The sequence below is a fragment of the Pseudomonas sp. S2_C03 genome, assembly GCF_054668405.1.
In genome coordinates this window covers 3,182,234-3,204,117 of sequence record NZ_CP162766.1, presented here as the reverse complement: position 1 = coordinate 3,204,117, position 21,884 = coordinate 3,182,234, and the positions used below count along the sequence as shown (strand labels likewise).

At 62.2% G+C, this 21,884-nt stretch carries 20 protein-coding genes; 4 read left to right on the top strand and 16 right to left on the bottom strand.

The window, feature by feature from the left end:
- Positions 1–33: 33 nt before the first annotated feature.
- The 11 genes from AB4N64_RS14610 to AB4N64_RS14560 form a co-directional block, all read right to left on the bottom strand.
- Complete coding sequence (locus tag AB4N64_RS14610) at positions 34–1,506, bottom strand: aldehyde dehydrogenase family protein (protein ID WP_460116503.1); 1,473 nt, start codon at positions 1,504–1,506, stop codon at positions 34–36.
- The gene (locus AB4N64_RS14605) at positions 1,499–2,326 is read right to left on the bottom strand and encodes an ABC transporter permease (protein WP_460116502.1); all 828 of its coding nucleotides are present in this window, start codon (positions 2,324–2,326) and stop codon (positions 1,499–1,501) included. Before AB4N64_RS14605 ends, AB4N64_RS14610 begins: the two co-directional genes overlap by 8 nt.
- 1 nt (position 2,327) lies before the next feature.
- A complete protein-coding gene (locus tag AB4N64_RS14600) occupies positions 2,328–3,245 on the bottom strand; it encodes an ABC transporter permease (protein WP_460116500.1) in 918 nt (305 codons plus the stop codon).
- Between the two features lie 31 nt (positions 3,246–3,276).
- Positions 3,277–4,419, bottom strand: coding sequence for an ABC transporter substrate-binding protein (locus tag AB4N64_RS14595; RefSeq protein WP_460116498.1), 1,143 nt, complete (start codon positions 4,417–4,419; stop codon positions 3,277–3,279).
- Positions 4,420–4,453: 34 nt separating this feature from the next.
- Positions 4,454–5,563, bottom strand: coding sequence for an ABC transporter ATP-binding protein (locus AB4N64_RS14590; protein ID WP_460116496.1), 1,110 nt, complete (start codon positions 5,561–5,563; stop codon positions 4,454–4,456).
- A 131-nt stretch (positions 5,564–5,694) separates the two neighbouring features.
- Positions 5,695–6,537 (bottom strand): helix-turn-helix transcriptional regulator, encoded by an 843-nt coding sequence (locus tag AB4N64_RS14585; protein WP_460116495.1) that lies wholly within the window; start codon positions 6,535–6,537, stop codon positions 5,695–5,697.
- A gap of 178 nt (positions 6,538–6,715) precedes the next feature.
- The gene (locus AB4N64_RS14580; RefSeq protein ID WP_460116494.1) at positions 6,716–6,922 is read right to left on the bottom strand and encodes a hypothetical protein; all 207 of its coding nucleotides are present in this window, start codon (positions 6,920–6,922) and stop codon (positions 6,716–6,718) included.
- Between the two features lie 301 nt (positions 6,923–7,223).
- A complete protein-coding gene (locus AB4N64_RS14575) occupies positions 7,224–7,640 on the bottom strand; it encodes a hypothetical protein (RefSeq protein ID WP_460116493.1) in 417 nt (138 codons plus the stop codon).
- Between the two features lie 100 nt (positions 7,641–7,740).
- A complete protein-coding gene (locus tag AB4N64_RS14570) occupies positions 7,741–8,154 on the bottom strand; it encodes a VOC family protein (protein WP_460116491.1) in 414 nt (137 codons plus the stop codon).
- 106 nt (positions 8,155–8,260) lie between these two features.
- A complete protein-coding gene (locus AB4N64_RS14565) occupies positions 8,261–8,863 on the bottom strand; it encodes a TetR/AcrR family transcriptional regulator (protein ID WP_460116490.1) in 603 nt (200 codons plus the stop codon).
- Positions 8,850–9,701, bottom strand: a complete 852-nt coding sequence (locus AB4N64_RS14560) for a 3-hydroxybutyryl-CoA dehydrogenase (RefSeq protein ID WP_460116488.1) — start codon at positions 9,699–9,701, stop codon at positions 8,850–8,852. Before AB4N64_RS14560 ends, AB4N64_RS14565 begins: the two co-directional genes overlap by 14 nt.
- Before the next feature lie 163 nt (positions 9,702–9,864).
- Here AB4N64_RS14560 and AB4N64_RS14555 point away from each other — a divergent pair, with 163 nt between their 5' ends.
- On the top strand, positions 9,865–10,875 hold the full coding sequence (locus AB4N64_RS14555) for an AraC family transcriptional regulator (protein WP_460116487.1): 1,011 nt from the start codon (positions 9,865–9,867) through the stop codon (positions 10,873–10,875).
- Here the strand turns inward: AB4N64_RS14555 and AB4N64_RS14550 are convergent.
- From AB4N64_RS14550 to AB4N64_RS14540, 3 genes are all read right to left on the bottom strand, one after another.
- A complete protein-coding gene (locus AB4N64_RS14550) occupies positions 10,817–11,803 on the bottom strand; it encodes an alpha/beta hydrolase (RefSeq protein ID WP_460116485.1) in 987 nt (328 codons plus the stop codon). The two genes, AB4N64_RS14555 and AB4N64_RS14550, sit on opposite strands and share 59 nt — an antisense overlap.
- Before the next feature lie 221 nt (positions 11,804–12,024).
- The gene (locus AB4N64_RS14545; RefSeq protein ID WP_460116483.1) at positions 12,025–13,023 is read right to left on the bottom strand and encodes an NAD(P)H-quinone oxidoreductase; all 999 of its coding nucleotides are present in this window, start codon (positions 13,021–13,023) and stop codon (positions 12,025–12,027) included.
- A 58-nt stretch (positions 13,024–13,081) separates the two neighbouring features.
- Positions 13,082–14,293: a YbfB/YjiJ family MFS transporter gene (locus tag AB4N64_RS14540; protein ID WP_460116481.1), complete on the bottom strand. Its 1,212-nt coding sequence runs from the start codon at positions 14,291–14,293 to the stop codon at positions 13,082–13,084.
- 111 nt (positions 14,294–14,404) lie between these two features.
- Between AB4N64_RS14540 and AB4N64_RS14535 the strand changes: the two genes are divergently transcribed.
- Positions 14,405–15,268: a LysR family transcriptional regulator gene (locus AB4N64_RS14535; RefSeq protein ID WP_460116479.1), complete on the top strand. Its 864-nt coding sequence runs from the start codon at positions 14,405–14,407 to the stop codon at positions 15,266–15,268.
- A gap of 123 nt (positions 15,269–15,391) precedes the next feature.
- Here AB4N64_RS14535 and AB4N64_RS14530 read toward each other — a convergent pair whose 3' ends face one another.
- Complete coding sequence (locus AB4N64_RS14530) at positions 15,392–16,114, bottom strand: pirin family protein (RefSeq protein ID WP_460116478.1); 723 nt, start codon at positions 16,112–16,114, stop codon at positions 15,392–15,394.
- Between the two features lie 237 nt (positions 16,115–16,351).
- Here AB4N64_RS14530 and AB4N64_RS14525 point away from each other — a divergent pair, with 237 nt between their 5' ends.
- Positions 16,352–17,302 carry a GlxA family transcriptional regulator gene (locus AB4N64_RS14525; protein ID WP_460116476.1) on the top strand — a complete coding sequence of 317 codons (951 nt, stop codon included), beginning with the start codon at positions 16,352–16,354 and terminating at the stop codon, positions 17,300–17,302.
- 159 nt (positions 17,303–17,461) lie between these two features.
- Positions 17,462–18,934: an ATP-binding protein gene (locus AB4N64_RS14520; protein ID WP_460116474.1), complete on the top strand. Its 1,473-nt coding sequence runs from the start codon at positions 17,462–17,464 to the stop codon at positions 18,932–18,934.
- Here AB4N64_RS14520 and AB4N64_RS14515 read toward each other — a convergent pair.
- Complete coding sequence (locus AB4N64_RS14515) at positions 18,905–21,703, bottom strand: ATP-binding protein (protein ID WP_460116472.1); 2,799 nt, start codon at positions 21,701–21,703, stop codon at positions 18,905–18,907. The two genes, AB4N64_RS14520 and AB4N64_RS14515, sit on opposite strands and share 30 nt — an antisense overlap.
- Between the last annotated feature and the right edge of the window lie 181 nt (positions 21,704–21,884).

Below are 21,884 nucleotides of genomic sequence, written 5' to 3'. Positions count from 1 at the left end.
GCTCCCACAGGGGGCCTGCTCGCTGAACCGCGGTTATTTCAGGTACCACCCCCACGGCTGGTCGCTGATGTACTCGGTCACCTGCTTGACCTCCAGGTAATTGTGCAAGCCCCATTCACCAAGCTCACGGCCGATGCCGCTGTGTTTCATGCCGCCCCACGGGGCCTCGACGAAGGTCGGCTGTGAGCAGTTGACCCAGACGATCCCGGCACGCAGCTGGTTGGCGACCCGGGCGCTGCGCTCGAGGTCGGCGCTCATGACGGCCGCGGCCAGGCCGAAGCGGCTGGCGTTGGCCATTTGCAGCGCCTGCTCTTCGGTCTTGAATCGCTTGACACACAACACCGGACCGAACACTTCTTCGCGCCACAGGATGCTGTTGTGCCCCGGCTCATCGAAGATCGCCGGCTCGATGAAATACCCCTCGGGCAGATGCGCCGGTCGCTGGCCGCCGGTGAGCAGGCGTGCGCCGCTGGCCAGTCCCTGGTCAACGTAACCGAGGACCTTGTCGTACTGCCCCTGGCTGACCAGCGGCCCCAGCAACACGCCGGGCTGCATGCCTTGGCCGATGGTGATCTTGCGGGTCTCCTCCACCAGTCGTTCGATCAGTCGCGGTGCGATACCTTCTTGCACCAGCAGGCGCGAGGTGGCGCTGCACACCTGACCCTGGTTCCAGAAAATGCCGAACAGAATCCATTCCACCGCCGCTTCGACATCGGCGTCGTCGAACACGATAAACGCGGATTTTCCGCCCAATTCCAGGCTGATGTTCTTGATGTCACGCGCCGCCGCCGACATGATCTTCGCCCCGGTCGGTACGCTGCCGGTGAACGCCAGTTTGTCCACGCCAGGGTGCTCGGTCAGCGGGCCGCCGGCATCGGCGCCGAGGCCACTGACCACGTTCAGCACTCCGGCCGGCAGCCCGATGCGATCCGCTGCCGCCGCCAGCTCCAGCGCGGTCAACGGCGTCAGTTCAGATGGTTTCAACACCAGCGTCGCCCCGGCCGCGAGGGCTGGTGCGACTTTCCAGGCCGCCATCAGCAGCGGGTAGTTCCAGGGGATGATCTGCCCGGCCACGCCAATCGGTTCGTGGCGGATGCGACAGCGAAAGCGCGCGTCGGGCAACGCCAGGGGTCGGTCCTGCTGCTGATCCAGCTCACGGGCGAGCCCCGCGTAGTAGCGAAAGCAGCCGATGGCATCGGCGATATCCCATTGCGCTTCGGGCAAGGGTTTGCCGTTGTCCCGCACTTCCAGTTCGGCCAGAGTCTGTTGGCCGCTTTCCAGTTCCTCGGCGAGCGCTTCCAGCCACTGCGCGCGCTCGGCACCGGTCGTCTGGCTCCAGCCATTGTCGAACGCTCGCCTTGCGGCGCGCACGGCGTGGTCGACGTCCTCTTCGGTGCCCGCCGCGACGCGATGAAACACTTGGCCGGTGGCCGGGTCGATGACGTCCAGGTAACCGCCCAGGTCCGGGCTGACCCACTCGCCGTTGATGTAAAGCTGATCACGCATGGTGAGACTCCTGGGCGCCGGAACGGCGGTTTTGCAGGTGGCGGGAAGTGAACAGCAGCGCCAGCGACGCACAGATGATGACGGTGGACACCGCATTGATTTCCGGAGTCACGCCGCGGCGGATCGAAGAAAAGATGTAGATCGGCAACGTTGTCTCGGAACCCGCGACGAAAAACGCGATGATGAAATCGTCGAAGCTGAAGGTGAAGGCCAGCAGGAAACCAGCCATGATCGCTGGACCGATCTGCGGCAGGGTTACGCGCCAAAAGGTGTGCATGGGTGGTGCGTAGAGGTCGGCTGACGCCTCCAGCAGCGCCTTGTCCAGTGAGTCGACGCGGCTTCGCACGATCACCATCACCAGCGCCATGGTGAACAGCGAGTGCGCGGCGATCACCGTGAAGAACCCCATGTTCAGGCGGGGCAGGCTCGGAATCCAACTCGCCAGCAATGGGTTGATCAGATCGAACAGACTGATGAAGGCGATCAGCGTCGAAATGCCGATCACGATGCCGGGCACGATGATCGCGCAGTAAGTGAGGGCGTCGAACAGCAGGCGGACCTTGGGATGGGCGCGTTGCAGGCCGAACACCGCCAGGGTGCCAAACAGCGTGGCGATCACCGCAGACGTGAACGCAATCAAGGCGCTGTTGCCCAGCGCTTCCATGATGAAAGGGTTGCCGAACGCCCGGCCGAACCACTGCGTCGAGCAGCATTGGAACGCCAGGCCGCTGCGCCCGGCGTTGAAGCTGAACAACACGATCAACGCGATCGGGGCGTAGAGGAACAGGTACAGCGAAGTCGAATAGCTACGCAGCCACATGTCACATGCCTCCATCGGCGGGGCGGCCGCCGTAGCGGGCCACCAGTTTGAGGTAGACGCCGATGATCAGCAGCATCATCGCCACCAGCGTCATCGCCAACGCACTGCCGAACGGCCAGTTGCGCGATTGCAGGAACAGGTCGACCAGCGCGTTGCCGACGAAGAACACCTTGCCGCCCCCCAGAATCGCCGGGATCAAAAACTCGCCCATCAGCAGAATGAACACCAGCATCACCCCGGTAATGATCCCGGGCGCGGAGAGGGGCAGGGTGATCCGCCGGAAGCTCTCGAAGGCGCTGGCCCCCAAATCCGCAGAGGCCTCGAGCAGGCGCTTGTCGAGTTTTTCCAGACTGACGTAGATCGGGAATACCATTAGTGGCAGGTAGCCATAGACGATGCCGATCAGCACCGCCCAGGGCGTGTTGATCAAGCGCACGTCCTCAAGGCCCACGCTTGCAAGCAGCGCCGGGATGCCCTTGCCGCTGAGGATGAAGATCCAGGCGTAGGTGCGGATCAGGAAACTGGTCCAGAACGGCACGATCACCAGCGTCAGCAACAACGAGCGGTTGCGGGAGACCTTGACCGCCAGGAAATACGCCAGTGGGTAGGCCGCCAACAGGCACACCAGGGTCCCCAGCGGCGCCAACATCAGCGTGTTGCTGAACGCCGCACCGCGGGAACCAAGGTTCAGGTAGTTGGCCAGCGTAAAGCCGCCGGCATAACCGCCCACCGCGCTGCGCTCGCCGAAACTGAACACGAGGATGATCACCAGCGGCATCAACAACAGCAGCAGGAACCACAAGGTCGAGGGCAACAGCATCAGCAGGGTGATCCGTCGGCCGAGGCTGCGCCGTTGGCGTACCTCGGCTGACAGGGCACTGGCCGGCTGCACCGTTTGCGGGTGGGCGGCAGCGTTCATCGGTGACTCCTCGTTGGCCATGGTCGGGGGCTCAGGCGGACTTGAAGCGCGCCATCAGTTCAGCGCGTGCCGGGCTGGTAAGCGTCGCCGCTGCACCGAATTCCAGCGGGCTCAAGGCTTCGGCGGCCGGGTACATGATCGGGTCGTCGAGCATGGCGGTCGGCAGAAGGGCATCAACGCGCTTATCGCCGCTCGGGTATCCGTGGCTCAGCACTTCAAGCTTGTTGTGCTGCGGGTCGAGCAGGTAATTGATGAACGCATAGGCGGCGTCCTTGTGTTCGGAGCTCTTGGGGATGGCGAAAAAATCGCTCCACAGCTCGCCACCTTCCTTGCCCAATGTGAAGTGCATTTGCTCGTTGTCGCGGTGCAGTTGCGAAGCGTCGCCGGTCCAGGACATCGCCAGCCACGCATCGCCGCTGCGCATCGATGGCTGGATGTCCGAGTTGATCGCGAACAGGTGCGGCTTGACCTCGATCAGCAGCTTTTCCGCATCGGCCAGTTCTTTGGGGTCCAGTGAGTTGAAGCTGTAGCCGAAGCTTTTCAGGGCGTTGCCGATGGCGGTCAACTGGTAGTCGTGGACCATGGTGCGACCACTGGCCGGGCCCTGCGCGGCTGCCCAGAATTCTTTCCAGCTGGTGGGCCCGTTCTTCAATTTACCGGTGTCGTAGAGCATGCCGGTGGTGCCCCAGTTTTTCGGCACGGCGTACACCTTGCCGTCTACCGTGCCCTGGGCCATGAACTTCTGCTGGAAGGCCGAAGCATCGAAGTTGGGAATGCGTGACAGGTCCAGCGGTTCGATCAGACCCAGTCCCACATAGGTGCTGATGGTGTAGTTGGTCGGCACGAGCACGTCCCAGCCGCTGCCACCGGCCTGCAACTTGGCGAGCATTTCTTCGTTGGAACCGAACACGCTCATCGACACTCGCGCGCCGGTGGTTTTGCCGAATGCGTCGAGATTGTCCTGGCTGTGGTAATTCGGCCAGGTCGCCAGCGACAGGCGATCGCCGAGCTTGGCCTGCTCGGCCGCGTACGCGGTGGACGTCAGCAGGCCGGGCATGTTGGTGGCGACTACCGCAGCGGCAAGGCCGAGGCCGGTGCGGCCAAGGAATTCGCGGCGACTGATCGAGCCGTTCTGCCAGCTGCGCAGGGTTTTGATAAACGTCTTCTGGTCCATAGCACGCTCCACATCCAGTTGATGAATTATTGATTTACATCGCCATGGCCAAGCCGTTGGCGTGATCCCAGCCGACGCTCACTGCCGCGCCGTGTTCGAATGCATGAGCGTCCTGATGGCGCGGCACCCGCACGCAGACCACGCCGAAAGCCTGGGTGCGCACGCGGTATTCGGTGGAGTTGCCCAGGTAAATGCGGTCTTCCACGCACCCTTGCAGCTTCACTTCGCGGGAGAGGTCCGCGTGGGCGCCAGCAATGCTGATCAGCTCCGGACGCACGGCGATGCAGCCGGCGGAATCGGCGCTCAAGGCTTTGCCGGTGGGCGTCAGGGGGCTGGTCAGCTCCAGACCCTGTTCGGTGCGCAGCACCACAGAGTTACCGTGCAACTGACGCACCGTGCCGTTGAACAGGTTGGATTCACCGATGAAATCGGCCACGTACCGGGTGGCCGGTGCTTCGTAGAGTTGTTCCGGAGTGGCGGTCTGGATGATGGTGCCTGCGTGCATCACGCTGATGCTGTCGCTCATCGACAGCGCTTCTTCCTGATCGTGGGTGACCAGCACGAAAGTGATGCCGACCTCCCGTTGCAGGCGCAGCAGTTCCGATTGCATCTCTTTGCGCAGTTTTCGATCGAGGGCCGCCAGCGGCTCGTCCAGCAACAGCACGGTCGGCTTGTTCACCAGTGCCCGGGCCAGTGCAACGCGCTGTTGCTGGCCACCGGACAGCTCGCTCGGCTTGCGCTGGCCGAAGCCACTCAGGCGCACCATTTCCAGCGCTTCATCGGCCATGCGCAGTTGGGTTTTTTTGTCGGGGCGCGGGGTGCGATAACGCAGGCCGTAGGCAATGTTCTGCGCCACCGTCAGATGGGGGAACAGCGCGTAGTGCTGGAACACCATGTTCACCGGCCGCTCGTAGGCCGGCACACCGGCGACGCATTGACCCGCCAGGCGCACTTCACCGCTGGACGGTTGTTCGAAACCGGCGATCATGCGAAGGGTGGTGGTCTTGCCGCAGCCCGAGCCGCCAAGGAAGGAGTGGAAGGCGCCACGGCGCACAGCGAAGTTCAGGCCACTGACGGCGGTCACATCGCCATAGCGTTTGACCACATTGCAGAATTCGATATCACTTGGCGAATTGTCGTTCACGAGGCCGGCTCCCTTGCAGTGATGAAACAGTGCGACGGGAGCCAAACTAGCAATAGGGGTTTTACGGTGTATATATCCCTTGGGGGATAGGGGCAGCTTCGAGCTTCAAGCTTCAAGCTTCAAGCTTCAAGCTAAAGGCTGGTCGTGCGTTTCTCTTGCAGCTTGTCGCTTGAAGCTTGCAGCTGATTCTCTGTCAGATCGCGAATGAACAACCCGAGCAATTCGGACTGGCTGCCGATGCAGAGTTTGGCGTAGATGTTCTTGCGATGAATCTTCACGGTGCCGGGGCTGATGTTCAGTTGCTCGGCCACCGAGGCGCTGGAGTGACCGCGCAACAGCAACTGGACGATTTCCTGTTCGCGGCCGGTGAGGATGTGGGCGCCAAACTGGTCGAAGGCTTCGCGGATCTTGAAGTCCAGGTCCTGAGCCGGTCGTGGCTGCTGCGCTTGCCGCAGGCGCCAGGCTTCAGTGATGACCTGCTCGACCACGCCTTGCGCGCATTCGATCAACTGCATCTCGTCGCGACTGAATGCGCAACTCGCCGAGGAGCGCATCAACGACAGCACCGCCATGGCACCACCCCCCAGCTCGACGAAAAACGCCACTTCTTCGGCCAGGCCCGTTTGCTGGTAATAGGTCAGGTAATACTCGCCGAGGTAGAAGTGGTCGGGCGCGAACTGGCGCAGGCGCCACAATCCCGGTGCCTGGCCACGGGTGCAGGCCAGGTAGAACGGGTCGAGCAGGTAGGGCCCGCACTGATAGTCGTCGACGTACACGGCGCGCTTGTCGGCGGCGAAGGTATCGAACAGCGCCAGTGGCCGGTGATTGCCCTCGTAGACGAACAAAACGAAATGATCGACTGGGCAGATCTGCCGCAACCAATGGCTCAATCCGGCCAGTCGCGCGTGTCCTGCTTGCAAGTCGAGCAGGTGGGCGACTCCGGTGGTCCAGAGTTTGAGTTCCTTGGGACGCATGGTAGCTTCGGATAACGGGTGAGCTTCAAGCGATGCACAAATTACGCCATGGCGGTTTACGCCATGGATTGCGGGGAGGACGAGGTGGCGTCCTGGAAAAGACGCACCTTTAAGGGGCTGGTTGTTACCGAGGTCTACAGGATCAGTATCATCCTCGAGGCATTGTGTGGGAAAACCGTCAGAGTGCGTAGCCGGCCGTGAGGGCAATCGGGGCGTCCTGCGCACCCACGATCAGATGGAAGGGCACTTGCACAGGTTCATCGACGGAACTGACCTCGAAGCTACCGACCACCACGGGCTGGCGCTCACACATTTCAGTCGACTCTCCGGCCATGTTTTTCGCCATTTTCGCGTGATTCGCTGCGATTTCACTGAGAGTTGACACGTTGCATCTCCGAAAAGCTGATCCAGCGGTGTGCTGGCGTGGGTGAGTATAGGTGATGGATGTTACGTCAGGATTTCGACGCTCCGTGACGACCACGCGAGCGTGTGCAAACCGTGAGCCAGAGGGGGCGGGCTTTTTCTGACGCTGAGCGCCGGGCGACGAGTGGTGAACTCCTGTAGGAGCGAGCATGCTCGCGATGGTGGTTCAGGCACCGCGGGGTGTCAGGCAGTCAGCGTTAACGTTGACGTCCATCGCGAGCATGCTCGCTCCTACAGGTATGGGTACAGGTTCAGGTGACTCCTCACCGATACTTGATCACAATCCCCTTGAGCTTGCGGCCCTGGACCGTTTCAACGTCGCGGCTCCACAAACCGCCGCGCACGAACGCGCCGGTGGTCTGGATGTGGTCGTAGACCACCACCACCGCATCGCCGCCGAGTTTGGCCGATTCCTCGCGCAGTTTCTGTTCGACTTCGGTGATCGGGGGCGCGGGCTCGGTGCTGGCGTCGATCAAGACTTCGCCCAGGCGGATGTGTGGGCGCAAAGGTTCAGTGCGCAGCACTTGCACTTCGCTGGGCAGGGTTGGCGCCGGGTGTTCGACGCCGACGTAGGCGGTGGTGTGGGCGTCGACGGTGGCGCAGCCTTGCAAAATGAGGAAGGAGGCCGCCAGCCCTCCTGCCAGCAGGGACAGTTTTAACCGGGGGGGCAGGAGCGGCATGGGGGGTACTCCGAAAAGTGAAGCGTTAGTCGGGTCGCCCGTTTGACGATAGCAGACACCAGGCTGACTGGCCCCTGTGGGAGCAAGGCTTCAAGACCCGCTACTGATCCTTCTCGCAGTTAACCATCCACGCCACCCCAAACCGGTCGGTCAGCATGCCGAAACGCGCGGCCCAGAAGGTCGCTTCCAGCGGCATCTGCACCTGGCCACCTTCGGCCAGTGCGTTGAACACCCGTTCTGCCTCCTCGATGCTGTCGACATTCAGCGATATCGAACACCCGGCCATGTCATCGGTGGGGCGGTCGGGCGTGGTGTCCGAGCCCATGATTTTCTGGTCGCCCACCGCGAGGCAGGTATGCAGGATCAGGTTGTGCAGGTCGACGGGGACCTGGTCGCGCATCGGGCTTGAAGCAAAATCCATCATCACTTCGATCTGGCCACCCAGGGCCTGGGCATAGAAGGTGAACGCGGCTTTGCAGTCGCCGTTGAAGATAAGGTAGGGATTGATTTTCATGTCGGGCTCCGGCTTTGCGAGGCATCTGGATAGCAAAGCGTTAGAGCGTGGGACAAGCAAAAATCTTTTAGATGGTTTTTCTATTGAAAGGGCGTGGCTTATCGCCTCAGGCGACGGCGAGTGATGGAGAAGGTCGCAACAGGCGCTCGATGGCGCCACCGATCAGGCACTCCAGCAGCTCATCGCGAGCCGGCTCATCCAGCGCATGTTGCGCCAGCCAGCAGGGTGCGCTGTTGAGCAGGTTGGCAATGGCGTGGCCGGTGGCCAGGCGTGCCGGTTCGCTTAGACGCAGGCGGCTGGCGAGCATCTGCAACAGTAGGCCTTCGTACTGTTCGCGCAGCTGCCGTACTCGCGCCTGCTGCTCGTCGTTCAGGCAGCCGCTGTCGCGCTCCACCAGGCGGAAATGCCACGGCATCTCCTGATGGAGGTTCAGGTGCGCACGGATCAGGTTGTGCAGTTTGTCGCGTTTAGCCCCGGCCTTGTGATCGATCCGCGCGAGCGCGGCCAGCAGCTCTTCGTAGAACTCTTCGATCAAATCAAGCAGCAAATGCTGTTTGCTGGGGTAATGGTGATACAGCGAGCCCGGCGAAAGGCCCAGGCACGTTGCCAGTTCGCGCATGCCGACCTGACCGAACCCCTTGCTGGCGAACAACTCCAGCACCTTGTCCCGGTACTCGGCAAAACGCGAACAACGCTCAGGCATAGGCATGGAAGCCACGCCCCGATTTGCGGCCCAGATAGCCTGCGGCAACCATTTCCTTGAGCAGCGGTGCCGGGCGGTATTTGCTGTCGTTGAAACCCTCGTAGAAAGCTTCAAGGATGGCGAGTACGGTGTCCAGGCCGATCAGGTCCGCCAGGGCGAGCGGGCCGATGGGCTGGTTGCAGCCCAAACGCATGCCGGCGTCGATGTCTTCGGCGCTGGCCAGGCCTTCCTGGAACACCAGGATCGCTTCGTTGATCATCGGCACCAGAATCCGGTTGACCACGAATCCCGGACGGTTACCGGCGGTGATCGCGGTCTTGCCCAGGGTGGTGGCCATCTCCAGCGCCAGGGCATGGGTGGCGTCGCTGGTTTGCAGGCCACGGATCACTTCGATGAGGCCCATCACCGGCACTGGGTTGAAGAAGTGCAGGCCGATGAAACGCGCTGGCGTGCTGACGCTGGCGGCCAGTTGGGTGATGGACAGCGACGAGGTATTGGACGCGATCACACACTCGGCGCTGACCTGCGCGGCAATCAGTTGCAACACGCGTAGCTTCAGGTCGAGGTTTTCCGTGGCCGCTTCGATCACCAGTTGCACATTTTGCAGGCTGGCGTAGTCGGTGCTGGTGCGGATGTTGTCGAGGGTAGCGAGCTTTTGCGCAGGTGTCAGGGTCTCTTTGCTCACCTGGCGTTCGAGGTTCTTGTCGATGGTCGCCAGGGCTTTTTGCAGGGCGCTGTCGGCGATGTCGATCAGGGTCACCTTGAAACCGGCCTGGGCGCAGACCTGCGCGATGCCGTTGCCCATGGTGCCGGCGCCGATTACGCCAATGTTTTGCAGATTCATGTGCCGTCCTTTCAATCAACCCTGCGATACCTTCGCCGCCGCAACGACCGAAGGCGTACTATTGCCGCGAGTCTAGAACCGGCATGACGGTTGGCCTATGCCGAAACTGTTCAACGGTGCTGGTGTTTTTTGCCATTCGGCTGATGGGGAGCGAAGCGTTCAAATGCGGGAAAAGGACTCGGTGGCTGCCTACTTCGTGCAAGCGATGATCCATGGGCTGGGTGACGATCAGCAGCGTCTGGCGGCGGCACTGCAGCAGGCCGGTGTCGAACCGGCGTTGCTCGAGCAACCTTCGGCGCGAGTGCCGGCCAGTGCATTTGCGGCGTTGTGGCTGATTCAGATCCGCGAGCTGAACGACGAATTCTTCCGGCTCGACTCCCACGGCATGTTGCCGGGCAGCTTCGCCCTGATCTGCCGCGCCCTCATCCAGGAACCCGACCTGCACAAGGCCATGCGCCAGTGCCTGAGCAATTTTTCCCTGTTTCTCAGTGACTATCGGGGCACGCTGACGGTGCGGGGCAAGCGGGCGGTAATCAGTCTGGACACCTGTGCGCCGAACGCTGATGTCGCACGATTTGGCGAAGAGACCTTCCTGGTGCTGATGATCAGCCTGATGTGTTGGCTGGGCGGGCGACGCATCCCCATCGACCGGGCGGACTTTCGCCATGAACGCCTGTCCCTCAGCGATGACCGCCTGCTCTGGGGCCCCAACCTGACCTTCGGCGCCGAGCGCACCGAAATCGAATTCCCTAGCCATTACCTGCGCCTGCCGGTGGTGCAGGACCTGGCCTCGCTGAAGGTGTTTTTGCGCACCGCCCCCCAGTGGCTGGTGATCCGCTTCCGCAACCAGCACGGCTTGGCCTCGCAAGTCCACCAACGCCTGCGCAGCAGCCACTACAGCCAGTGGCCAACCTTGCAGGCCTTTGCTTTGGAACAACACCTGAGCCCTAGCACCTTTCGTCGCAAGCTCGAGCGCGAGGGTTGCTCCTATCAGGAAATCAAGGACGAAGTCCGACGGGCCGTGGCGTTCGAGCAGTTACGCGAGAGCAAGGCCAGCATCGGCGACATTGCCGAGCGGTTGGGTTTTCAGGAACCCAGCGCGTTTCATCGGGCGTTCAAGAAGTGGACGGGGGAGAGCCCGGGGAAATATCGGGCGCGGTTCCAGACCGCTTGAACGGGCCGGCCATTTGCGCCGGTTTGCTTTTCATCAGGCTCTCAATGGCCTGCCGATACTGGTTGCCCCCCAGGCTCATGCTGTTGTTGTGGGTGCCACCGGGCACCAACAGCAGCTTTTTCGGTTCGTTGGCGGCGTTGAACAACTGTTCGCTGAAGCGCGAAGGCATGAATGCGTCGGCCAGGCCATGGACGACCAGCAGGGGCATGTCGATGTCGACGATTTTGTCGATGGAATCGAATTTCTGTGACAGCAGCCAGCGCACTGGCAACCACTTCACCGGCAGGTTGCTTTCGGCCACTTGCGCCACCGCATCACCCAGCGAGGTGAAGGTCGACTCGATCACCAGCCCGCGCGCCGGCACGGCAACCTGGTCCTTTTTGGCTTGGGCGGCCAGGTCGGCGGCCAGGTCGATGGCCACGGCGCCCCCCAGGGAGTGGCCGTAGATCAGGCGCTTGTTCGCATCCGGCTGCAGTGCCTTGAAGCGCTCCCACGCCGCCCGCGCATCTTCGTACACACTGGCTTCCGACGGCAGATCGCCCTTGCTCTGGCCAAAACCACGGTAGTCGATGGCCAGTACCGAATAGCCCATGGCGCGCAGTTGCTCGATACGGAACGCCTGCCCGGTAAGGTTCCAGCGCACGCCGTGCAGGTACAGGATCGACGGCGCATCCCGTCGCGCAGCGGGCCACCACCAGGCATGCAGGTTCTGCCCGCCCTTGAAGTGGGGGGATTGGATGTCGAATTCCTGGACGTCCTTGGGTAAACCGCGATACCAGCCAGCCGTGCCCGGCTCGATGCGAAACAGCAACTCACGCTCGGTATGCTGCAGCACCCCGCAACTCACCGGCAGGCCGACCACCAGCACGGTCATGCACAGCAGCGCCAGCCAACGTCGGCGCAGGGTGGTGAGCAGGGGTGAAGACATGACTGGGCTACCGGTTGAACAAGGAGAGTCGATTTTTAACAGATGCTCGGCGGCTTTGTGTGGTTTTCGTGTGGCTTTTGTGTGGCTTTTGTGTGGACTCATGTTGCTTTTGTGGGAGCGGGCTTGCTCGCGAATGGGGTGTGTCAGTCACCCACGATGTTGAATCTGCAACCGCCTTCGCGAGCAAGCCCGCTCCCACAAGGGAGAATTGCCTCCTGAGCTCAATCCACTTGCAACACAATCTTGCCGATATGATCCCCACCCTCCATCCGCGCGTGGGCCTGCGCCGCCTCGGTCAGCGGGTAGACCTTGTCGATGATCGGCAGGCAACGTCCGGCCGCCAGTACTGGCCAGACATATTCACGCAGTTGCTCGGCAATCGAGGCTTTTTCCGAAGTGGTGCGCGGGCGCATCAGTGAGCCCGTGACGGTTGCGCGTTTGCTCATGATGCCCAGCAAATCGACGTCATTGGCACGTGCGCCGCCGAGGAAACCGAGCATCACCAGGCGTCCTTCCATGCCCAGTGCCGCGATGTTCTGGTTCAGGTACGAGGCGCCCATGATGTCGAGAATCACGTTTACGCCTTTGCCAGCGGTCTTGTCCTGGATCACCTGGACGAAGTCCTGCTCGCGGTAATTGATCGCCTCGGCACCCAGCTTGCGCACGGCTGCACATTTGTCCTCGCTGCCGGCGGTGGCGAAGGCCTTGATGCCGAACTCGCGGCACAACATCAGCGCGGTGGTGCCGATGCCACTGGTGCCGCCGTGGATCAATGCGCGCTGGCCTTTGCTGGCACCGCCCATATCGAACAGGTTGGCCCATACCGTGAAAAACGTTTCCGGAACGGCCGCCGCCTGCAGCCAATCCATACCGTCGGGGATCGGCAGCGTCTGGCCCGCCGGGGCGATACAGTATTGCGCATAGCCACCGCCATTGGTCAGGGCACACACTTTGTCGCCTACGAGGAATTCGCTGACGCCTTTGCCGACCGCCACGACTTCACCGGCCACTTCCAGGCCCGGGTTGGGGTTCATGCCGGGCTTGAGTGGGTATTTGCCGGCCCGTTGCAGGGCATCGGGGCGATTGACCCCAGTGGCAAGCACGCGGATCAGCACTTCGCCTTCGCCAGGACTGGGCACCGGCACCTGGCGGGGTTGCAGCACCTCGGGGCCACCGGGTTGGGTGATTTCGATCAGGGTCATGCGGTTGGGCAGCGTCATCGGAGCGTCCTGTCTGGAAGTTTTCATTTAAGTGGGACCGCGTGAAGGTGTCAGTGACTCAGTTCAGTGCCGGATGCAGCCGATCGCGGCGCGGCACCAGACGCATGCCCTGTTCCAGCAGCAACGCCACGACAATCGCACCGGCGGCAATGAGAAACAACAGCTCGTGGCGACCGCCGCTGGCGTTGAACAGTGCCGAATAGGCAAACCCCGCCAGTGCCTGGAACGTGGCGAACGACACCGTGGCACGACTCCAGGCAATCTGTTGCTGATGATGTTGAGGAATCAGCTCATGCACGCGGGCCAGCGCCAACGGCACGATGCCGGGTGGGAAGGCACCGATGATCACCGCCAGCACGGCCAGTGCGATGAATGAGCTGGAAATGGCCAGCAACCCCACCGCAACGGCCTGCACCACGAGGACCAGGCGGATGCTCGGGCGCGCGCCCAGTTTGTCGGCGAGAAAACCGTAGCTCACCGGTCCGATGATTGCGCCCAGGCCATACATCACCCAAATCAGTGCGCCCACGTGCGGCCCCGCGCCGAGGCCCCGGGCGACGTAGTCGACCAGGAACACCATGGCCGGAACCAGCCCGGCAGCCATGAAGGCGTACTGGGCGAACAGCAGGTAAACCTGTGGGTCGGTCTTCGCTGCGGATGCATCAGCCAAGGGCGTGTGGGTTGCCACATGGGAGGTTGAAGGCCAGCCAAACCAGCTCGCAGCGGTCAGCACCAGCGACAACAGGCCCAGGCCGAACCATGTGTTCTGCAAACCAAGGCTCAGCAGCGGCGGGACAATGGTCCCCGAGCCGGCAATGCCCAGGCCGATGCCCAAGAAGATCGCACCGCTGGCCAGGCCACGGCGCGAGGCTGGCACGTGCGGCAGCACCGTTGCGGCCACCAGCACCATGATCGCGCCACCGGCGATCCCCGACAGCAGGCGCCAGCCAAAAAACCAGCTCACCGACAATGGGAAACCACAGGCGAAAAACGCGGCCGTCACCGCCAGCATCATCAGGCGCAATGCCGTTGTGTTGGATGTGCGGCGAGCCAGGGGATGGCCGAGCAGGGCGCCGATCAGGTAACCGACCAGGTTTGCCGCGCCCAGGTAGACCACGTCATGGGTCGAGAACCATTGCGCCTGGATCAACGAGGGTATCAACGGCGTGTAGGCAAACCGCGCCAGGCCAATGCTGACCAGGCTGGCGCAAAGGCCTGCGAAGATCGGCAACCAGATCGCGCTGCGGGTTGGTGCATCAGGAGTCAGCATGGGGAGGTCCTGTGGAAATTTCTCTTGGGCCCAGCTTATCCAGTTTCATTGATGCAAATACGCAGCGAATTTGCGTTATGGTGATGCGTAATTGCATCAGTGGAGTACGCCATGAATTGGGATGACGCGCGGGTTTTTCTTGCCGTGTGCCGGGAGTCGACCCTGCGGGGGGCCGCGCGGGTGCTGGGAGTGGACCAGGCCACGGTTGGGCGGCGGGTCTCGGCATTGGAGAAGACCTTGAGCGCGACGCTGTTTCTGCGCACCTCGGAAGGCTACGCCTTGACTGCGGTGGGTGAAGCGGCGTTGCAGGCGGCCGAGAAAATGGAGCATTCGGCGTTGGAGCTGCAACGGCGGATTCAGGGCCTGGATGATCGCCTGACGGGCACCGTACGCGTCAGTACCACGGACTCCATGGCCGTCGATTTCCTGATCCCGGCAATTGCGCGCGTGCACCAACGCCATCCCGATGTGCGAGTGCAACTGGATGCGTCGACCCACATTCTCAGTCTGGCGAAGCGTGAGGCCGACATCGCCGTGCGCAACACCCGTCCCGATAATCCGGACCTGATCGCCCGGCGCATCGCCCGTTGGCCGGTGGGGCTGTTCGCCTCGCAAGCCTATGTCGACGCCCACGGCGTCCCCGCACCGGGCTCGGCGTTCGAGGGACATGACCTGGTGGTGTATCAGCCGTACTTGCAGGGCAACAAGGAATTTACCCTGGTGGCGGAACCGCCGGGGCGCGGGCGCATTGTGGCGAGTCTGAGTTCAAGTCTGCTGGTGCGTCGCTCGATTGCGGCGGGGATAGGGCTGGGGGAAATCCCGGTGTACATGGGCGAGAGGGACGGGCTGGTCCGGTTGTGGCCGGAGCGCACGCGACCGTTGCCCTATGACGTGTGGCTGGTGACCCACGCCGACCTGCGGCACACCGCGAAGGTGCGCGCAGTGATCGATGAAATCGTCGAGGTGTTTGCCTAGATTCTCCTGTAGGAGCGAGCATGCTCGCGATGGTCGTCAACGGTAACGCTGGCTGTCTGGATGCCAACGTTGTCTGGGCTACCATCGCGAGCATGCTCGCTCCTACAGGGCAACCGTGATGCCTCATGGCATTTCAGGCAATTCCTGCGGCCGCAGGTCGAACACCAGCACTTCGGCATCCACTCCATTGCTCAGGTTCAGCAACTGCTCATTACGAACCCGCACGCCGTCGCCTTCCTGCAATTGCACGCCATTGAGTTCGACGCTGCCACGGGCCACATGAACGTACGCATAACGGTCGGCGGCCAGTTCCAGGGTGGCGCTTTCCTTGCCGTCGAACAGCCCGGCGTAGACCCTTGCATCCTGGCGCACTTTAAGCGAGCCGCTTTTCCCTTCGGGCGAAATGATCAGTTGCAGGCGCCCGCGTTTTTTCCCGGCGCTGAAATGCTCCTGCTGGTAGCGCGGCTTGGCGCCACTGACATCCGGCACGATCCAGATTTGCAGGAAGTGCACGCCTTGCGTTGCCGAGTGGTTGAACTCGCTGTGGGCCACGCCGCTGCCGGCACTCATCAGTTGCACATCGCCAGGGCGGATCACCGAACCGGTGCCCAGCGTGTCCTTGTGCTCCAGGGCGCCCTCAAGCACGTAGGAGAAAATCTCCATGTCGCGATGCGGGTGTTGGCCAAAGCCTTTACCGGCGGCGACGCGGTCGTCGTTGATCACCAGCAGGTCGGAAAAACCCTGTTCCTTCGGGTTGCGGTAGTTGGCGAAGGAGAAGGTGTGGAATGACTTCAACCAACCGTGATTGGCCATGCCGCGATCGGAAGCTTTGCGTAGGGTCAGCATGATGGAATCTCCTGTGTTGGACGTTGATTCGTCCGAGTGAGGAGAAGGTTAATGGTTATCCTGTGGTGCAATAAGTAGATGAAAATTGAAATACTGTCTCTTTTGGGTTGACAGTGATGTGTGGGCAGCGCGCGGCTGTGGAGCTGGGCCATAATGCTGGGAAATTTCCTCGTTCCCACAGGGGATTGGTGTGTCTGATCAAAGAACTCCTTTTGAATTTTCAGTGATGTGCAACCCATGAAAACCGTGGCAATGGTGCTGTTTCCCGACTTTCTCCTGCTCGACATGGCCGGGCCCATGGAGGTGTTTTCCATCGCCAATCGTTATCTCAAGCCCGATGACCATTACGCGCTGTCGACCATCGGCACGGTGCCGGGTGCGTTGCGCGCGTCCAACGGGGTGAACGTGCATGCCGACGTGCACATCGACCAGGCCTGTGACGGTTACGACCTGCTGCTGGTGCCCGGCGGCCCCGGTGCGTACAACGAAAGGCATCCACCGTTGCTCGATTGGCTCAAGCACAGCGTCAGCCGTTCCAGGTCCTACGGGTCCATCTGCACTGGCGCGTTCGTGCTTGGGCATGCCGGGCTGCTCGACGGCTACCGGGTCACTACTCACTGGCATTACACCGAACGCCTGATCAAGGCTTTCCCTGGCGCCAAGGTGGAGACCGATCAGATTTTCGTCCAGGACCGTAACCTCGTGACCTCTGGCGGCGTCACCGCCGGCATTGATCTCGCGCTCGCGGTGGTGGCCGATGACCATGGCAAGAAAGTTGCCCAGGACGTGGCCAAGGTATTGCTGGTGGTGATGAAACGCCAGGGCGGGCAAGCGCAGTTCAGCCCCTTGCTGGCCACGGTAGCCCCTCAGGAAACGCCGGTGACCCGCGTACAGAACTACATGCTCGAACACCTCGACGAAGCTTTCAACATCGAGCGCCTGGCGGGCCTGGCGACCATGAGCCCGCGGCATTTCGCCAGGGTGTTCGCCCGGGAGGTGAACATGACGCCGATGGAGTTTTTGCAAAGCGCGCGCATCGACTGCGCGAGGAACCTGTTGGAAACCACCGAGCTGCCGCTCAAGACCGTGGCTTTCAAAAGCGGGTTTGGCAGTGTTCGGCACATGCGCTTTCTATTTGGTGAAAAACTCGGGCTGACCCCGGCTCAATACCGCGAGCAGTTCAGTTAGCGCTGATTTGTCCGTTCTGCGCACCGAGATGGCCGTCATGCTCCCCTCAAGGCAGTTGTTCCGTCACTGATGACTGCCAAGATACCGGGAACGTTTGCAAGGAGGTGCGCGAGCCCGGCGTGCCATTGAGCCACTACGGGTTTGCCGACGAGAACGCGCATGAACAGTGTCACGAACCACGAGACCGTGTTGCATTTTGGTCCCTATGCCTTTCATCTGCGCCAGCGGTTGATCCTTGAGGGTGACCGCCCATTGCGCATGGGCGGGCGCGCCATGGACATCCTGCAACTGCTGGTGGAGCAAGCCGGCAATATCGTCAGCAAGCAAGAGCTGATTGAGCGCGTGTGGCCGACATCGGTGGTCGAGGACATCAACTTGCGCGTGCACATTGCTGCTTTGCGTCGCGCACTGGGGGACGGGCAGGATGGGCGGCGCTACATCGAGAATGTGCCGCAACGCGGTTACCGCTTCATTGCGCCGGTGGAGCAGGCGCCCCTTGGCACCGAGATTTGCCTCGACAGCGCGCAGAAAATCCAGCACAACCTGCCGGCACGCCTGACCCCGGTGACGGGGCGTGACTCACTGGTTGGCAGCCTCGTACGGCAATTGCCGGTGTGCCGGCTTATGACCCTGGTCGGCCCCGGCGGTATCGGCAAGACGACCGTGGCATTGCGCGTGGCCGAACTGCTCTTGCAGCACTATCGGGACGGTGTCTGGTTGGTGGACCTGGCCGCCATCGATGACCCCGCGCAGGTGGAAGATCACTTGAGCCGCGTCCTGGGGCTCGAGGTCGGCACCTCGCTGGAGGTCGTGGCGAACTGGCATGCGCTACTGGTCCTGGATAACTGCGAGCACCTGCACGAACGCTGTCGGTCCCTGGTTGAAAGTTTCCTGCACTCGGCGCCGCGTCTGTCGGTGCTGGTCACCAGTCGTGAGCCGTTGCAGGTGCCGGGCGAAAACGTCCAGCCGCTGCCGGCGCTCACCGTACCGCCACAATCGGCCCTGCGCAGTGTCGACGAAGCCATGGGCTATTCGGCGGTGCAGCTTTTTGTCAGTCGTGCCCGCGCCCGTCAGCAGGGTTTTACCCTGCGCGAGCAGGACTTGGCTGCGGTGCGCGACATCTGTCGTCGCCTCGACGGTTTGCCGTTGGCCATTGAGCTGGCTGCGGGGCAAATCGATGCATTGGCGCTGGTGGGCGTGCAGGCGCAACTGGATAACTGTTTTCAGTTGCTGGCCCAGGGCAGACGCACGGCTGTCCCACGTCATCAGACCCTCAAGGCGACGCTGGACTGGAGTTATGAGCAGTTGAGCCCAATGGAGCAGACTGCGTTGCAACGCCTGGCGGTGTTCAAGAAGGCCTTCACCCTTGACGCGGCGATGGGCGTACTTGCCTGTTCCGCTCTGTTGCCGGCGCGTCTGATGGACGGGCTGCAAAACCTGGTGCGCAAGTCATTGCTGTCGGTGGAGCAGGGCAATGGTCAGGTCCGGTACCGCTTGCTCAATACCACGCGCAGCTACGCCCTGGAAAAACTCGAAGACAGTGGCGAACTGCGCAGCGTCGAGCGGCGGTACGCGCGCTACGTCAGCCAGGCCCGCCTGCCGTCAAACGGTGGGTTGCAGCTGGTCGAGTAGCCGGCGGACTTTCATCAGGTCCGGGGTGGCATAACCTTCGGTGAACCGCTGGTAGATCGGCGCCAACAGCGTATGCGCCTGCTGATGGCGTCCCTGGCGTTGCCACAGTCGCGCCAGCGAGGTGGCGCTGCGCAACTCCCAAGCCAGGGCACCCTGATGTTTCGCCACGTTCAACGCGCGGACCAGCAAGCTCTCGGCCGCCTGGCTGTTCAGCAGGAAATCTTCGACCAACAACGCATCAGCCCTGGCCCGGAGGATTTCCGCCGTGTTCCAGCCCGCCATGCCCGTATCGGCTCGGTGCATCAAATCGTCATCGATGAACGTGCCGTCCAGCGTGATCAGCAGGTCCTTGATCAGGCCTTCGCCCGGTTTGAATGGCAGGCGTGCTTGTTCGCGATCAATCACGTGTGCGTAATGCCTGGCCCAGGTGTAGAACAGCTGCACTGAATGTTTCTGCGCCTGTTCGAGCAACAACCCCAGCAAGTCACGCGCCGTGCGGCTGTCACCGTTGTAATGGGCAATCAGGCACCCGGCCAGGGCCAGGGTGTAGCAGATGGAGGTGCCGTGGTTGATTTGCAGGGCGATGTCCAGCGCTTGCCGGGCGGTACGCCAGGCCTGTTCCGGCTGACCTTGCAGCCAGAGGATTCGTGCCAGGATGGTCAGCGAAGCGACGCTCTGGTCGTATTGCACCCCAAATCCGTGGGTGAAACGGTTGAGATGACCGCTCTGGGTCATGCGTTGCAGCACCTGCTCGGCATTCACTCGGGCCGTTGACTGGTCTCCGGCAAAATGCAGCGCCAGCACCCGCAGCCGTTGAGTGCTCAGTGACAACACGGCGTCACCGTGCAAACCCAGGCGATCAAACTGCTGGCTCTGTTCCAGGGCCGATTGATAGTGCGCGCAACAGAGGTTGACCGCCATGTGCCCGGACACCGCCCGCAGTTGGCCGGCGATGTCGTTGCACTGTCGGGCCAGGGTTAGGGCGCTCACGAACGCCTCGATGGTTTCCGGCGTGCCGCCCTGGGTGTGATAACAGGAGCTGCCCAGCGCCAATTTGAGGGCGATTTCCACCTTGGGGCTGGGCTCGGCCGCAACCGCCAGCAGGGCCAGTGCCTTGCGCACATACATCCCGTGTTCCTTGAGCAGGGACAGCTCCTGCCACAATGGCGTGGACGTGGCCGTGAGGCGGATCGCCAGGGTTTGCGGCCCTTGCGCGGTCAAACCCCAATCGAGCGCCGAGCGGATGTCTTCCAGACTGCGGGCGTAACGGTCGATCCACATCGCCGTCGGTATCAACTCCCAATCGTCCCGCGCCTGTTCCATCAAGGCCAGGCAGCGCTCGGCGTGGCGCTCGCGAGTGCCCGGCAGATCCGAGGCGAGGCCGAGTTTCTCCAGGGCGTAGCTGCGCGTGGTGTCGAGCAGGCGGTAAAACACCTCCTCGTCGCCGACTTCCACGCTCAGCAGCGATTTGGCCACCAGTTGAGTGATCGAACCGAACACCTCGCGCGGTTCGATGTGTTCACCACCGATTACGGCCGCCGCCGACTCCAGAGTAAAGCTGCCACGGAACATGCCCAGGCGCCGCAGGCAGGTTTGCTCGCAGGTACTGAGCAGTTCGAAACTCCAGTCCAGCGTGGCACGCAGGGTCTGGTGGCGGCCCAGGACCGCCGGGCAACCCTGGGTCAGCAGGCGAAAGCTGCCTTGCAGTTGCTTGAGCAAACCGCTCAGGCCCAGGCTGCCGACTTGCGCCGCCGCCAGTTCGATCGCCAACGGGATACCGTCCAGGCGTTGGCAGATCTCGATGGCCAGGGGCAGTTCTTCTTCGGTCAATTCGAAACTGTCGTGACTGGCCATCGCCCGTTCCACGAACAGCTGCAGGGCGGAAAACGTCAGGGCCTGCGCGCGATCGAGCACCGCGATGGGCGGCGGGCAGTCGAGTGATTCCAGGCGCTGCACGAATTCGCCTTCGGCACGCAGGCCTTCTCGGCTGGTGGCCAGAATGTTCAGTTGTGGCGCGGCGCGCAGCAGGCTTTCGCTGAGCAGGGCGATCGCGTCGATCAGGTGTTCGCAGTTGTCGATCACCAGCAGCATTTGCCGGTCATGCAGTAATGCACCGAGTTCACTCAGCGGTTCGCCATCGTGCAAGGTCAGTTCGAGCAAGGTGGCCAGGTGTGAGGTGATCATCGAAGGATTGTTGATCGGTGCCAGGTCCAGCAGCAGGATACCGTCGCGGTAGCGTCCAATCAGTTGCTCGGCGACCCGCAGGGCCACGGTGGTCTTGCCGATGCCGCCGGGCCCGACCAGGGTGATGAAGCGCTGGCGTGGCAACTGCGTCACCAGGTTGTCCACCAGGGTTTGCCGACCGATCATACGGGTGCGCCGCAACGGCAGGTTGTGACCGCCAGGTGAAAGCGCCGGTTGCGCGGTGGGGTGTTCGCCATGCTCCAGCGAATACGGTGCCACGAAGCTGTAGCCTCGCTGGGCGACAGTGACGATGTAGCGCTGCCCGGCCTGACCGTCGCCCAGTGCCTTGCGCAAGGCCGCCATGTGTACCCGCAGGTTGATGTCTTCGACGACGCTGTTGGGCCAGACTCCGGCAATCAGCGTTTGCTTGCTCACCACATTGCCGGCGTGCTCCAGCAGGATCAACAGGATGTCCATGGCACGCCGACCCAGGCGCACCGGTTGATCAGCTTCCATGACCAGGCGTTGCGCGGGGTAGATCCGGTAGGGACCGAAATGGATCGCCTGGGCATGGGGTGGGGTCAATGGGTTGCTCCTGCTTGCAGCCGTCTGGTACGCATATCCCGAGCATTTTTATCAGGTTTTTGCCGCAGCGCAATGCACGTGCGGGTGACCGTGCGGTGCTGGTCTTTGACACCGGGCTCCCGGCGCCACTCTACGCTTGCGGATTTACGGGCTGCGATGCGGATATAAGGTGATGCCATGG

Excerpts from the sequence above, each read along its gene's own strand:
- AB4N64_RS14550 (WP_460116485.1), bottom strand. The coding sequence starts at position 11,803 with ATGTCTTCACCCCTGCTCACCACCCTGCGCCGACGTTGGCTGGCGCTG.
- AB4N64_RS14535 (WP_460116479.1), top strand. The coding sequence starts at position 14,405 with ATGAATTGGGATGACGCGCGGGTTTTTCTTGCCGTGTGCCGGGAGTCG.
- AB4N64_RS14520 (WP_460116474.1), top strand. The coding sequence starts at position 17,462 with ATGAACAGTGTCACGAACCACGAGACCGTGTTGCATTTTGGTCCCTAT.
- AB4N64_RS14525 (WP_460116476.1), top strand. The coding sequence starts at position 16,352 with ATGAAAACCGTGGCAATGGTGCTGTTTCCCGACTTTCTCCTGCTCGAC.
- AB4N64_RS14610 (WP_460116503.1), bottom strand. The coding sequence starts at position 1,506 with ATGCGTGATCAGCTTTACATCAACGGCGAGTGGGTCAGCCCGGACCTG.
- AB4N64_RS14555 (WP_460116487.1), top strand. The coding sequence starts at position 9,865 with ATGCGGGAAAAGGACTCGGTGGCTGCCTACTTCGTGCAAGCGATGATC.
- AB4N64_RS14540 (WP_460116481.1), bottom strand. The coding sequence starts at position 14,293 with ATGCTGACTCCTGATGCACCAACCCGCAGCGCGATCTGGTTGCCGATC.
- AB4N64_RS14600 (WP_460116500.1), bottom strand. The coding sequence starts at position 3,245 with ATGAACGCTGCCGCCCACCCGCAAACGGTGCAGCCGGCCAGTGCCCTG.
- AB4N64_RS14575 (WP_460116493.1), bottom strand. The coding sequence starts at position 7,640 with ATGCCGCTCCTGCCCCCCCGGTTAAAACTGTCCCTGCTGGCAGGAGGG.
- AB4N64_RS14545 (WP_460116483.1), bottom strand. The coding sequence starts at position 13,023 with ATGACGCTGCCCAACCGCATGACCCTGATCGAAATCACCCAACCCGGT.
- AB4N64_RS14605 (WP_460116502.1), bottom strand. The coding sequence starts at position 2,326 with ATGTGGCTGCGTAGCTATTCGACTTCGCTGTACCTGTTCCTCTACGCC.
- AB4N64_RS14560 (WP_460116488.1), bottom strand. The coding sequence starts at position 9,701 with ATGAATCTGCAAAACATTGGCGTAATCGGCGCCGGCACCATGGGCAAC.
- AB4N64_RS14570 (WP_460116491.1), bottom strand. The coding sequence starts at position 8,154 with ATGAAAATCAATCCCTACCTTATCTTCAACGGCGACTGCAAAGCCGCG.
- AB4N64_RS14565 (WP_460116490.1), bottom strand. The coding sequence starts at position 8,863 with ATGCCTATGCCTGAGCGTTGTTCGCGTTTTGCCGAGTACCGGGACAAG.
- AB4N64_RS14530 (WP_460116478.1), bottom strand. The coding sequence starts at position 16,114 with ATGCTGACCCTACGCAAAGCTTCCGATCGCGGCATGGCCAATCACGGT.
- AB4N64_RS14595 (WP_460116498.1), bottom strand. The coding sequence starts at position 4,419 with ATGGACCAGAAGACGTTTATCAAAACCCTGCGCAGCTGGCAGAACGGC.
- AB4N64_RS14585 (WP_460116495.1), bottom strand. The coding sequence starts at position 6,537 with ATGCGTCCCAAGGAACTCAAACTCTGGACCACCGGAGTCGCCCACCTG.